Annotated in this window: 10 protein-coding genes; 9 read left to right on the forward strand and 1 reads right to left on the reverse strand. The window is 69.0% G+C overall.

The features are described 5' to 3' along the window. Position 1: 1 nt before the first annotated feature. The 3 genes from GSI01S_RS01145 (at position 2) to GSI01S_RS01155 (ending at position 2953) form a co-directional block, all read left to right on the forward strand. A complete protein-coding gene (locus GSI01S_RS01145; protein WP_006894448.1) occupies positions 2-592 on the forward strand; it encodes a nuclear transport factor 2 family protein in 591 nt (196 codons plus the stop codon). Continuing rightward, on the forward strand, positions 589-1839 hold the full coding sequence (locus GSI01S_RS01150) for a hypothetical protein (protein ID WP_006894449.1): 1251 nt from the start codon (positions 589-591) through the stop codon (positions 1837-1839). Before GSI01S_RS01145 ends, GSI01S_RS01150 begins: the two co-directional genes overlap by 4 nt. A gap of 169 nt (positions 1840-2008) precedes the next feature. Further along, a complete protein-coding gene (locus GSI01S_RS01155) occupies positions 2009-2953 on the forward strand; it encodes a hypothetical protein (RefSeq protein ID WP_006894450.1) in 945 nt (314 codons plus the stop codon). A 66-nt stretch (positions 2954-3019) separates the two neighbouring features. Here GSI01S_RS01155 and GSI01S_RS01160 read toward each other — a convergent pair whose 3' ends face one another. Then, on the reverse strand, positions 3020-3904 hold the full coding sequence (locus GSI01S_RS01160) for a PaaI family thioesterase (RefSeq protein ID WP_006894451.1): 885 nt from the start codon (positions 3902-3904) through the stop codon (positions 3020-3022). A 138-nt stretch (positions 3905-4042) separates the two neighbouring features. Between GSI01S_RS01160 and GSI01S_RS01165 the strand changes: the two genes are divergently transcribed. Genes GSI01S_RS01165 through GSI01S_RS01190 form a run of 6 tightly spaced genes read left to right on the forward strand, consistent with a single transcriptional unit; the run spans position 4043 to position 12598 of the window. Then, positions 4043-4831 (forward strand): TIGR03084 family metal-binding protein, encoded by a 789-nt coding sequence (locus tag GSI01S_RS01165; protein WP_006894452.1) that lies wholly within the window; start codon positions 4043-4045, stop codon positions 4829-4831. A 48-nt stretch (positions 4832-4879) separates the two neighbouring features. Continuing rightward, complete coding sequence (locus GSI01S_RS01170; protein ID WP_006894453.1) at positions 4880-6601, forward strand: acyclic terpene utilization AtuA family protein; 1722 nt, start codon at positions 4880-4882, stop codon at positions 6599-6601. Positions 6602-6604: 3 nt separating this feature from the next. Next, the gene (locus GSI01S_RS01175; protein ID WP_006894454.1) at positions 6605-7765 is read left to right on the forward strand and encodes an acyl-CoA dehydrogenase family protein; all 1161 of its coding nucleotides are present in this window, start codon (positions 6605-6607) and stop codon (positions 7763-7765) included. Further along, entirely contained in the window at positions 7762-9363 is a 1602-nt protein-coding gene (locus tag GSI01S_RS01180) for an acyl-CoA carboxylase subunit beta (RefSeq protein ID WP_006894455.1), read from the forward strand. The genes GSI01S_RS01175 and GSI01S_RS01180 overlap by 4 nt, the downstream gene beginning before the upstream one ends. Before the next feature lie 11 nt (positions 9364-9374). Next, positions 9375-11393: an ATP-binding protein gene (locus GSI01S_RS01185; RefSeq protein ID WP_006894456.1), complete on the forward strand. Its 2019-nt coding sequence runs from the start codon at positions 9375-9377 to the stop codon at positions 11391-11393. 47 nt (positions 11394-11440) lie between these two features. Continuing rightward, positions 11441-12598 carry an acyl-CoA dehydrogenase family protein gene (locus tag GSI01S_RS01190; protein ID WP_006894457.1) on the forward strand — a complete coding sequence of 386 codons (1158 nt, stop codon included), beginning with the start codon at positions 11441-11443 and terminating at the stop codon, positions 12596-12598. Positions 12599-12623 lie beyond the last annotated feature (25 nt).

Consider the following 12623-nt stretch of genomic DNA (forward strand, 5'->3'; position numbering starts at 1 on the left):
CATGGCTTTTCCCCGTGCCGAACTGGACGAGATGAAGCAGCGTTGGCTGGATGCCAACGTCGAAGCCGAGAAGGCGGGCGACTGGCGCCCGCTCGCGGATTTCTACACCGAGGACGCCACCTACGGCTGGAACTACGGTCCGGAGAAGGACTTCATGGCCGTGGGCCGCGACGAGATCCGAGAGATCGCGCTCGGCCAGGAGATGGAGGGCCTGGAGGGCTGGGAGTATCCGTACCAGGCGTGGGTGATCGACGAGCGGACCGGCGACATGATCGGGCTGTGGCGCCAGGTGTACTCCGGCGCCGGGAACCCAGTGAGCGGGCCGATTGACGTCAGCACTCGAGCCGACGGTTCCCACTACGCGGTGCACGGCATCGGCGGGAGCTGGTTCCGTTACGCGGGGAACTTCCAGTTCGGCTGGCAGCGCGACTTCTTCGACTTCGGGAACGTCTCGGCACTGTTCCTGGAGATGCTGACCGATCAAGCCTGCAGTGACGGCATGCTCAAGCGCATCGAGAAGTCCGCGCCGGGGAACCTGCCCGGTTGGTATCCGCTCGGGCAGTCGCCCGTCGGCCTGTGGGACCTGCCGTGAGCCTGGCCGGACTGACCCGCGCGCAGTTGGTGGCTCTGGTCCCGGAGTCGCTGCTGTCGGGCCAGCTGATCGATCGGTCCGGGATGGCACACCTGATCGCGGCGTTCGGCCGCGAGGGCATGACCCAGGTCGCCATCGAGGAGTGGATGGCGGCCAGCCCGGTGTACACGGGGCGGATGCGGACCGCGCTCGGGATCGAGGGCGACGGGGTCGAGGACATGTTCAAATGCCTGCAGCTCGATATCGGTGCGCCGCCGCAGTTCATGGACTTCCGCTACCGGATCGTCGATCGGTACCACGGCTCGTTCGTGCTCGATCACTGCGGCGCGCTTCTCGACGTGGAGCCGATGGGCGACGAGTACGTGACGGCCATGTGCCACGACATCGAGGATCCGACATTCGATGCGACCGCCATAGCGACCAATCGGCGCGCGCGGATCCGTCCGGTGCACCGACCGCCCCGCGTACCCGCGGGCCGGACGCCGCACTGCGAGTGGACGGTGACGATCGAGCCCGACCGCGAGGAGCTTCCGTTGCCGGAGGTTACCGAGCCGACTCTGCGAACCCGGGCGGCGTCGATCGCCCTCAGCCCGATCGACGGGTCCGCCGGCGACGGTCTCGCCGATTACCGCGGTCCGCTCGTCGAGGACCTGGCCTTCGACGAGTTCTCCACCTCCGCACTGGTGCGGATCGCGGAGGAGACGGCCTTGCAGCACCAATTGCTCGCGATCGGATTCCTGGCATCCGTGCGACGCCGGACCGATGCTGCGCGCGCGGACGAGATCCTCGAGAAGCAGCTCATCGGCATCGCGGGGATCACCGCCGAACGATTGTCGGCCGCGCTGTTCGACGGTCGGTCCGACGCGACGGCGCTCGCCGGCGTCTTGAACGCGCACCCGGTGTTCGGCCCCGAGCAGTACACGGGGGTGGTCGCGCAGGTGCGCGAAGACGGTGACGGCGTTCGCGTGCGCATTCGAGTGGATTCGCCTGCGGTGGAGGACGGCGCGTGGATGCGGCTGTTGGCCGCGGGCCGGCTCGGTGCGATCGCGTCGGCGGTGCGGGCGGTCGAGCCGACGTGGGTCGTCGAAGAGAGTGCCGTGAACGGCGACGAACTCGTGGTGACCGTCGGCCGCGGCGATCCGCAGCCCGAGTGCGACGAGGTCGCCATCGTGCGCTTCTCGGCCGGGTCGTCGTTCACCTTCGCCGACCGCGGTCCGTCGAAGCCCCTGCCGCTCTCGGTGGTGTGAGGAGAGGGGCGCGCCTGTGGACGTGTGCCTCGGGTAGACGCGAGGCTCGGCGACAGATCCTCCGTCCCGGACGGGGGATCTGTCGCTGAGTGGCGCTGCTGCGGATGGCGGATCGCGGGCTGTGGACGGCGGATGGAACCGTCTAGGGCCCGGTCGCGTCTAAAGAGATATGTGGCCTGCAGATCGATACGGACTCATCTGGCGCGGCGTCGCCCTGGATTCCGGAGTCACCGAACGCGAGATCCGGGAGGCCGTTCGCAGACACACGCTGATACCGGTGGGACGGGGCGTGTACGTGACGCGTGAGTCGCTCGGTCCGGACCCGGGGCAGGCGCTGCGGGACCGCTATCGGCTCCGGTGCGTGGCGGCCGCTGTCGGAACCGCCCGCGACTGCGGCAACGTGCTCAGCCACGAGTCTGCGGCCGCAGTCCTCGGGCTCGGGACTCTGCGCCCCGATCTCACGAGCATTCACCTCACCAACGGTCGCAGCAACGGCGGTCACCGTCGACCCCACCGCGTGATACACAGCGGGGGACTGCGCGACGACGAGGTCGTCGAGGTCAATGGGCTCGCGGTGACGTCGATCTCGCGGACCGCGGTCGACGTGGCGCTCTCGGTGCCGGACTTTCCGCGGGCCCTGTCGGTCATGGACAGCGCACTGCGGCTCGGTGCGGATCGCGGCGTACTGCTCGCGGAGCTGACACGGCCGCGGCGCGGAGTCGCCCGGGCGCGTCGGGCGCTGCGTCATGCGGACGGGCGGTCGGACAACCCCGGCGAGTCGTGGGGGCGGGCACAGATGATCGAGGCCGGACTGCCAGTTCCCGAGCTTCAGACCCGCTACCGTCTGCCGAGCGGCCGGACGGCGATCTGCGACTACGACTGGGATGGGTCCGTGGTGGCGGAGTTCGACGGTTTCGGGAAGTACCGGCGGGAGATGCGGAAGCCGGATCAGTCGGCTGACGACGTGGTGATCGCCGAGAAGCTGCGCGAGGACGAACTGCGCGCTCTCGATCTACACGTGGTGCGGTGGACGACTGAGCACTTGGCGTCCGGGCAGATGGTGCCGCTGCTGCGACGGCAGCTGTCGCGGTTCGGGATCCTCCCCGCGGTATAGCGGACGCGACCGTCGGCGACGAAACCCCCGTCCCGGACGGGGGATCTGTCGCTGAGTGGCGCGACGTCAGACGTCGAAGCGCGCGTCGGCCGTCGCCCGTCCGAGGAGTCGGTCGCCGTCGTACATGCGGGCGTCGAAGAGGCAGAGACGACGCCCGAGCTTGACCGGCACGACGTCGATGCGCACGCGGCGGCCGTCGACGACGGGCGACCGGTGGAATTCGCAGGTGAAATCGATCAGCTGGTAGCCGCCGCCGGTGCGGACATTGCGCTGGGCTCCGAACGAGCACGCCTGGGCGAGCATCGCGGCGATCACTCCGCCGTGCATGGTGCCCATGAGGTTGCGCATCCACGGCGCGGTGGTGAACTGCACGTCGACGGAGCCGTCGTCGCCGGTTCCCGTGACGCCGCCGTCGAGGATCTCTGAGATCGGGCCCATCGGGAGCGAACCGTCGATCAGCTTCGCGACCACCTCGGCACCGGAGAGGGACGGGTCGATCCGCTCGACCGCGGGTACGCCGTCGGGTGCGGGCTGTTCCGGATGCCACTGAAGGTCGCCGCTGGTGGGACGACCGACCCGGACGTTGCGAGCGGTGCCGAAGCACACCGTCTCACCCGCGGACCCGGTGATGGTGACCGACGTGGTGCCGAACGCGTCGTCGTGCATGCGGAGGTCGGCGCTCGCGCGGAGCACGTCGTGGGGCGCGGGACGCCGCACCATCGACATCGTGAGCCGTGCCTGCATCGACGACGACGCGGCGTCGAGCCGGTAGAAGGGGACGCCACCGACGTCGTCGAAGAGCACCGTGAGAGCCGGCAGTTCGATGAGGCCGCGGTGATCGGTGACGCCGCTGCCGAGCTTCTGGACCAACACCGGTGCGTCGACGTCGGTGTCCCGGCCGATGGCGAACGTGGTGAACGGGTCGGCGATCGGCGGGGCGTGACTCGTCATGGGTCCGTCCTATCAGGGGACAGCGCGCGGGGCGAAACTCGCGGACTCGGATGAGACCGGCGCCACTCGCGCGGGGGTCCAGACGAGAAACAATCATTCACGCTTGATTTGTTTGCCGATCCGTGTGACGCTGGGCGCATGGCGATCGTCGATGAACTCGTTCAGGCATTGCAGGCGGAATCGGAATCCCTCGACGGCCTCGTCGCGGAGCTCTCCGACGATCAGTGGGCCACCCCGACGCCGGCCCAGGGGTGGACGGTGGCGCACCAGATCGGTCACCTGCACTGGACCGACCGCGTGTCCCTGCTGTCGATCACCGATCCCGCGGGGTTCGGCGACCTCGTCGAGCAGGCGATGGGCGACCCGTCGGGCTTCGTGGACGCGGCAGCGGAGACCGAGGCGGCCAGGCCGCCCGCCGAACTCCTGGCCGACTGGCGCAAGACGCGCGACCGGCTCGGCGGTGCGTTGGTCGCGGTCCCGGAGGGCACCAAGCTCACGTGGTTCGGTCCGCCGATGTCCGCGGCGTCGATGGCGACCGCGCGGATGATGGAGACCTGGGCACACGGTCTCGACGTCGCCGACGCGCTCGGTGTGAAGCGTCCCGAGGGCGACCGCATCAAGAACGTGGTGCACCTCGGGGTCCGAACCCGCGATTTCGCGTACCTGGTCAACGGGCTCGACGCCCCGGCCGAACCGTTCCGCTACGAGATCACCGCGCCCTCGGGCCGGCTGTGGACGTGGGGACCGGAAGACGCGACCGACATCGTCCGCGGCCCGGCGGTGGACTTCTGCGAACTCGTGACTCAGCGACGGCACCTCGACGATCTGAACCTCGAGTTCATCGGCGACGAGGCCGCCGCGTGGTCGCGGATCGCCCAGGCCTTCGCCGGACCTCCCGGCGCCGGCCGAGCGCCCCAGAGGTCCTGAGCGCCGGCCGCACCCGCACCCCACACGCGTGAAACACCAGGAGGAATGATGTCCGACGCATCGCGCCCGGTCCGGATCGGCAACGTCTCCGGCTTCTACGGCGACCGCTTCAGCGCGGTCCGCGAGATGCTCGAAGGCGGCGATCTCGACTTCATCACCGGCGACTACCTCGCCGAACTCACCATGCTGATCCTCGGCCGTGACCGCATGAAGAACCCCGACCTCGGTTACGCGAAGACCTTCCTGCGGCAGATGGAGGAGAACCTGCACCTCGTCGCCGAGAAGGACGTCAAGGTGGTCGTCAACGCCGGCGGACTCAACCCGCACGGCCTCGCGGTGGCGCTCAGGGAACTGGTCGACCGCCTCGACGTGGATCGCCGGGTCGCCTTCGTCAACGGTGACGACATCGTCGGGCGGGCGGGTGAACTCGGGCTGGGATCACCGATCACGGCCAACGCCTACCTCGGCGGATTCGGTATCAAGACAGCGCTCGACGCGGGCGCCGACATCGTCGTCACCGGCCGTGTCACCGACGCCTCGCTGGTGGTCGGGTCGGCGGCGTCGGTCTTCGGCTGGGGCTACGAAGACCTCGATCAGCTCGCGGGTGCGGTGGTGGCCGGGCACATCATCGAGTGCAGCGCCCAGGCCACCGGCGGCAACTATTCGTTCTTCACCGAGATCCCGGACATGACGCGGCTCGGCTTCCCCATCGCCGAGGTGCACGCCGACGGCAGTTCGGTCATCACCAAACACGAGGGCACGGGCGGCGCGGTGCAGGTCGGGACGGTCACGGCGCAACTGCTCTACGAGATCGGCGGGCCGCGGTACTACAACCCCGACGCGACCGCGCGGATCGACACCGTCGAACTCGCGCAGGAGAGCACCGACCGCGTGCGGGTGAGCGGGGTGCGGGGAGAGGCGCCGCCGAAGGACCTGAAGGTCTCGCTCAATCACCTGGGCGGCATCCGCAACGAGTTCGAGGTGGTGCTCACCGGCCTCGACATCGAGGCCAAGGCCGAGCTGTTCCAGAAGCAGTTCGAGGCCGCGCTCGGGCAGCGTCCCGCCGAACTCACCTGGGAGCTGGTCCGCCTCGACCGTCCCGACGCCGACACCGAGGAGCAGGCCAGCGCGATGCTGCGCTGCGTGGCCCGCGACACCGACCCCAAGAAGGCCGGACGGCAGTTCACCGGTGCGGCAGTCGAACTCGCGCTCGCGAGCTACCCGGGCTTCACTCTCACCGCACCTCCCGGCAACGGTTCGCCCTACGGCGTCTTCGAGCCCGGCTACGTCGACGCCGCGCTGGTTGCCCACCAGGTGAACCAGCCCGACGGGGTCACCGTGCGAATCGATCCGTCGCCCCTTCGCGCGGAACCGATCGTCGACGAGAGCGTCCCGGCGGCGGCGTCGTCGACCGACTGGGGCGAGACCGTCGACCTTCCGCTCGGCACCGTGGCCGGTGCCCGATCGGGGGACAAGGGCGGCAGCGCCAACATCGGGCTCTGGGCCCGGACCGACGACGAGTACGCATGGCTCGACGAGACGCTCAGCGTCGCCAAGCTCAAGGAACTGCTGCCGGAGGTCGCGGACCTGACCGTGCATCGGTACCCGCTTCCGAATCTGCGGGCTGTCAACTTCGTGATCGAGCAGGTGCTCGGGCGCGGCGTCGCCGAGAACGTCCGCTTCGATCCGCAGGCCAAGGGGCTGGGAGAGTGGCTGCGCTCGCGCGTGGTACCGATTCCGACCCGTTTCAGCAAGACAGAAGGGAACTGATCCGTGCCCATCGCCAGTGACATCTGGGATTCACCGGAACGGCGTGAACTCCGCGCGAGTATCGCCGGTTTCGCCAAGCGGCACATTCTGCCGTATCAGGACGAGTGGGAGCGCGAGGGACTGATTCCGCGCGAGACCCACCTGGCCGCGGCCGAACTGGGACTGTTCGGTCTCGGCGTGCCGGAGGAGATCGGCGGCAGCGGCGGCGACCTGATCGACTCGATGATCCTGGTGGAGGAACTGCACTGTCAGGGCGTCGCGGGCGGCGTCTTCGCCTCGCTGTTCACCCACGGCATCGCGCTGCCGCATCTGATCGCCGCGAACGACCCGGCCCAGATCGACAAGTGGGTCCGGCCGACCCTGGCGGGCGAGAAGATCGGCAGCCTCGCGATCACCGAACCCGGTGGCGGCAGCGACGTCGGCCACCTGCGCACCAGCGCCGTGCGCGACGGGGACCACTACGTGGTGAACGGCTCCAAGACGTTCATCACCTCGGCGGTGCGTGCCGACTTCGTCGTCGCGGCGGTCCGGACCGGAGGGCCCGGCGCCGCGGGAGTCTCGCTGCTGGTGATCGAGAAGGGCACGCCGGGATTCGAGGTGGCGCGCAAGCTCGACAAGATGGGCTGGCTCAGTTCCGACACCGCGGAGCTGTCGTTCACCGACGTCCGCGTGCCGGCCGCGAACCTGGTCGGTGCCGAGAACTCCGGCTTCACGCAGATCGCGCAGGCCTTCGTCACCGAGCGCGCCTCGCTGGCGGCCCAGGCGTACGCGAGCGCGCAGCGGTGCCTGGACCTGACCCTCGACTGGGTGCGGAACCGGGAGACCTTCGGCAAGCCGCTCATCTCCCGGCAGTCCGTGCAGGACACGGTCACGGAGATGGCACGCCGGATCGACGTGGCGCGGACCTACACCCGGGCGGTCGTCGAACGGAAGGTGTCGTCGGGCGACGACCTCATCGCCGAGATCTGCTTCGCGAAGAACACCGCTGTCGAGGCGGGCGAGTGGGTGGCGAACAAGGCGGTCCAACTGCACGGCGGAATGGGTTACATGCGGGAGTCGGAGGTGGAACGCCAGTACCGCGACATGCGCATCATCGGCATCGGCGGCGGCACCAACGAGATCCTGACCGGACTGGCGGCGAAGCGATTGGGGTACCAGGCATGACGGTTCTGAGGAGCAAGATCGACACCTCGTCGGCGGAGTTCGCGGCCAACGTCGAGGCGATGAACGCCAAACTGGCCGAACTCGAATTGGAGTTCCGCAAAGTCCGCGCCGGCGGCGGCGAGAAGTACGTCGAGCGGCACCGCAAACGCGGGAAGATGACCGCGCGCGAGCGAATCGAGCTGCTGGTCGACGAGGATTCGCCTTTCCTGGAACTCTGCCCGCTCGCGGCGTACGGCTCGCAGTTCACTGTGGGCGCCTCGGTGGTGGTCGGCATCGGCGTCGTCGAAGGCACCGAATGCCTGATCGTCGCCAACGATCCGACGGTCAAGGGCGGCACCTCTAACCCGTGGACGCTGCGGAAGATCCTCCGGTGCAACGACATCGCCCGGCAGAACCGGCTCCCGGTCATCTCGCTCGTGGAGTCCGGCGGTGCCGACCTCCCGACGCAGAAAGAGGTCTTCGTCCCCGGCGGACGGATGTTCCGCGATCTGACGCAACTGTCGGCGGCGGGCATCCCGACCATCGCACTGGTCTTCGGCAACTCCACGGCGGGCGGTGCCTACGTCCCCGGAATGAGCGATCACGTCGTGATGATCGAGGACCGTTCCAAGGTCTTCCTCGGCGGCCCGCCCCTGGTCAAGATGGCCACGGGTGAGGAGAGCGACGACGAGGAACTGGGCGGCGCCAAGATGCACGCCCGCGTCTCCGGACTCGGCGACTACCTCGCGGCCGACGAGCAGGACGCGGTGCGGATCGGCAGGCGGATCGTCGCCCGCCTCAACTGGCGCAAGCAGGGACCGGAGCCGATCGCCGAGCCGGTCCGCGAACCCCGGTACAGCCCGGAGGAGCTGCTCGGCATCATTCCTCCCGATCTGAAGATCCCCTTCGACCCGCGCGAGGTGATCGCGCGCGTCGTCGACGACTCCGACTTCGACGAGTTCAAACCCGAGTACGGCACCTCGCTGTGCACCGGCTGGGCCCGGATCCACGGCTACCCGGTCGGTATCCTCGCGAACGCGCAGGGCGTGCTGTTCTCGGCCGAATCGCAGAAGGCCACTCAGTTCATCCAACTGGCCAACCGCAGCAACACGCCGCTGCTGTTCCTGCACAACACCACCGGCTACATGGTCGGCAAGGAATACGAGCAGGGCGGCATCATCAAGCACGGCTCGATGATGATCAACGCGGTGTCGAACTCGACGGTGCCGCACATCTCGATCCTGATGGGCGCGAGTTACGGAGCGGGCCACTATGGCATGTGCGGCCGGGCGTACGACCCCCGCTTCCTGTTCGCGTGGCCCAGCGCCAAGAGTGCGGTGATGGGCGCCGCGCAGCTCGCGGGCGTCATCTCGATCGTCTCCCGTGCGGCCACCGAGGCACGCGGCGGCACCGTGGACGAGGAGGCCGACGCCGGAATGCGCGCCATGATCGAGGCGCAGATCGAGGCCGAGTCGGTGCCGATGTTCCTGTCCGGGATGCTCTACGACGACGGCGTCATCGACCCGCGCGACACCCGGACGGTGCTCGGCCAGGCGCTCTCGGCCATCGCGTCCGCCCCGGTCGAGGGCACCAGCAACTTCGGCGTCTTCCGGATGTGAGGAATCTGCACATGACTACAGCCATCTCTCAGAAGCCGATCACCAGCGTGCTCGTCGCCAACCGCGGCGAGATCGCGTGCCGGGTCTTCACCACCTGCGTCACGATGGGCCTGCGCACCGTCGCGGTGTACTCCGATCCGGACGCCGACGCCCCGCATGTGCGGGCCGCCGACGCCGCGGTCCGACTGCCGGGTTCCACCTCGGCCGAGACGTACCTGCGCGGTGAGAAGATCATCGCCGCCGCACAGGCGGCGGGCGCGGACGCGATCCATCCCGGGTACGGATTCCTCTCGGAGAACGCCGAGTTCGCGCAAGCCGTGATCGACGCCGGACTGACGTGGATCGGTCCGCCGCCCGCCGCGATCACCGCGATGGGCTCCAAGGTGAACGCGAAGGCGCTGATGGAGGGCGCCGGTGTGCCGGTGCTCAAGGACATCGATCCCGAATCGGTCACCGCCGATGATCTTCCGCTGCTGATCAAAGCCTCCGCGGGCGGCGGCGGACGCGGCATGCGGATCGTCCGCGAACTGGGCGAGTTGAGCGACGCCGTCGCCGCGGCCCGGCGCGAAGCGGAGTCGGCGTTCGGCGATCCGACCGTGTTCTGCGAGCCGTACATCGAGCGCGGCCACCACATCGAGGTCCAGGTGATGGCCGACGACCACGGCCAGATCTGGGCGGTCGGCGAGCGGGAATGCTCGATCCAGCGCCGGCATCAGAAGGTGGTCGAAGAGGCTCCGGCACCGCTCGTGGAGCGGATCGGTGCCGACATGCGCGACAAGCTCTTCGCGGCCGCGCGCAAGGCGGTCGAGTCGATCGGCTACCGAGGCGCGGGCACCGTCGAGTTCCTCGCCGACGAGACCGGCAAGTTCTTCTTCCTGGAGACCAACACGCGACTGCAGGTGGAGCATCCGGTCACCGAGCTGACCACCGGCGTCGACCTCGTGGAGTGGCAGCTGCGCGTGGCCCGGGGCGAGCCGCTGGGACAGATTCCGGCGACCGCTCCGGCGGGCGGCGTCGGCCACGCGATCGAGGTGCGGCTCTACGCCGAGGATCCCGCGCACGACTGGCAGCCGCAGTCGGGCACCGTCGCGCGCATCGACCTCCCCGCCGCCACCCGGTTCGGGCTGCTGGAGCGGCCCGGGGTCCGCGTGGACTCGGGAATCACCGACGGCAGCGAGATCTCGACCTTCTACGATCCGATGCTCGCCAAGGTGATCTCCTGGGCTCCCGACCGCGACCAGGCGGCGGCCGTGCTGGCCCGTGCCCTCTCGGACGCGCGCATCCACGGTGTCGTCACCAACCGCGACATGCTCGTGAACACCTTGCGCGAGGCCGACTTCCTCGCCGGCGCGACCGACACCGGCTACCTCAGCGACGAGCGGATCGCCGAGTTGTCGCGGCCGCTCGCCGGCGACGGCGCGGACGTGGTGGCGGCGACCGTCGCGGCGCTGGCGCAGTCGGCGCGCAACCGCGCCGACGCCCGTGCGGTCCCGGCGGCGCCGTCGGGCTGGCGCAACATCGCCTCCGACTACCAGCGCAAGACCTACCTCGCCGCCGATGGGACCGAGATCGTGGCGCGGTATCGCTTCGGGCGCGACGGGCGAGCCGAACTGCCCGATCTGGACGATGCGACCGTGGAGTCCGTCGAGCCCACCGAGGTGGTGCTCTCGCGCGGCGGCGTGGTGCGCCGCTACGAGGTGAGCGCGGTCGGCGACCGGGTGTTCGTCGACTGGCCGGGCGCATCGGTGACACTGACCCGCGCACCGCGGTTCGTCGACCCGGCGTCCGTGGAACGGCCCGGTTCGCTGCTGGCGCCGATGCCCGGTTCGGTGATCCGGGTGGCGGTGGCCGAAGGCGATCGCGTGACGGCCGGACAGCCGCTGCTGTGGCTCGAGGCGATGAAGATGGAGCACACCATCAAAGCACCCGCCGACGGCGTGGTGTCCGTCCTCGCGGTGGAGCCGGGACGGCAGCTCTCGGTGGGCGATGTGCTCGCCGTGATCACCGAAGAGGAACCTTCCGCGGAGTGAGTCCTCGCGGGACCAGACGTATCTCCAACCGAACTCCAGGAGCCCCAATGAGTTTCATCGAGACCGAAGAGCAGACAGCGCTGCGCGAGGCCGTGGCCGCGCTGGTGAAGAAGTACGGCCAGCAGTACTTCAGCGACTGCGCCCGGCAGGGACGCAAGACTGACGAACTGTGGCAGGAGGCCGGCGAACTCGGCTTCATCGGCGTCAACCTGCCGGAGCAGTACGGCGGCGGTGGCGCCGGAATGTACGAGCTCGCGATCGTGATGGAGGAACTCGCCGCCGGCGGCAGCGGGCTGCTCATGATGGTCGTCTCGCCGGCCATCTGCGGCAACATCATCGCCCGATTCGGAACCGACGACCAGAAGCAGCGGTGGATCCCGGGCCTCGCCGACGGCTCGATCACCATGGCCTTCGGCATCACCGAACCCGACGCCGGATCGAACTCGCATCAGATCACGACCACCGCTCGCCGTGACGGCGACGACTGGATCCTCAACGGCCGCAAGGTCTTCATCTCCGGCGTCGACCAAGCGCAGGCGGTGCTCATCGTGGCGCGGACCGAGGATGCCAAGACCGGCAGGCTCAAGCCCGCGCTGTTCATCGTGCCCACCGACACACCGGGCTTCGAGCATCAGATCATCGACATGGAGATGCTGAACCCGGAGAAGCAGTTCACCCTCTTCCTCGACGACGTCCGGCTCCCGTCCGACGCGCTGGTGGGATCCGAGGACGCCGCGCTGAGCCAGCTCTTCGCCGGTCTCAATCCGGAGCGGATCATGGCCTCCGCGTCGGCGATCGGCATGGGCCGCTACGCGCTCGACCGCGCCGTCGAGTACGCGAACGATCGGACCGTCTGGAAGACGCCGATCGGGGCGCACCAGGCGATCGCTCATCCTCTCGCACAGGGCAAGATCGAGCTCGAGATGGCCAAGCTGATGATGCAGAAGGCCGCCACCCTGTACGACGCGGGCGACGACTGGGGCGCCGCGGTCCCCGCCAACATGGCGAAGTACGCGGCGGGCGAGGCCACCGCCAAGATCGTCGACCAGGCCATCCAGACCCTGGGCGGCAACGGTCTCACCGTCGAATACGGTCTGGCCGCGCTGCTCCCGCTGTCGCGCCTGACGCGCATCGCTCCGGTGAGCCGCGAGATGATCCTGAACTTCGTCGCGCAGACGAGCCTGGGACTGCCGAAGTCGTACTGATCCCTTTTCGCCGCCCTTTCCAGCG

It is taken from the genome of Gordonia sihwensis NBRC 108236 (assembly GCF_000333035.1).
GTDB lineage: Bacteria > Actinomycetota > Actinomycetes > Mycobacteriales > Mycobacteriaceae > Gordonia > Gordonia sihwensis.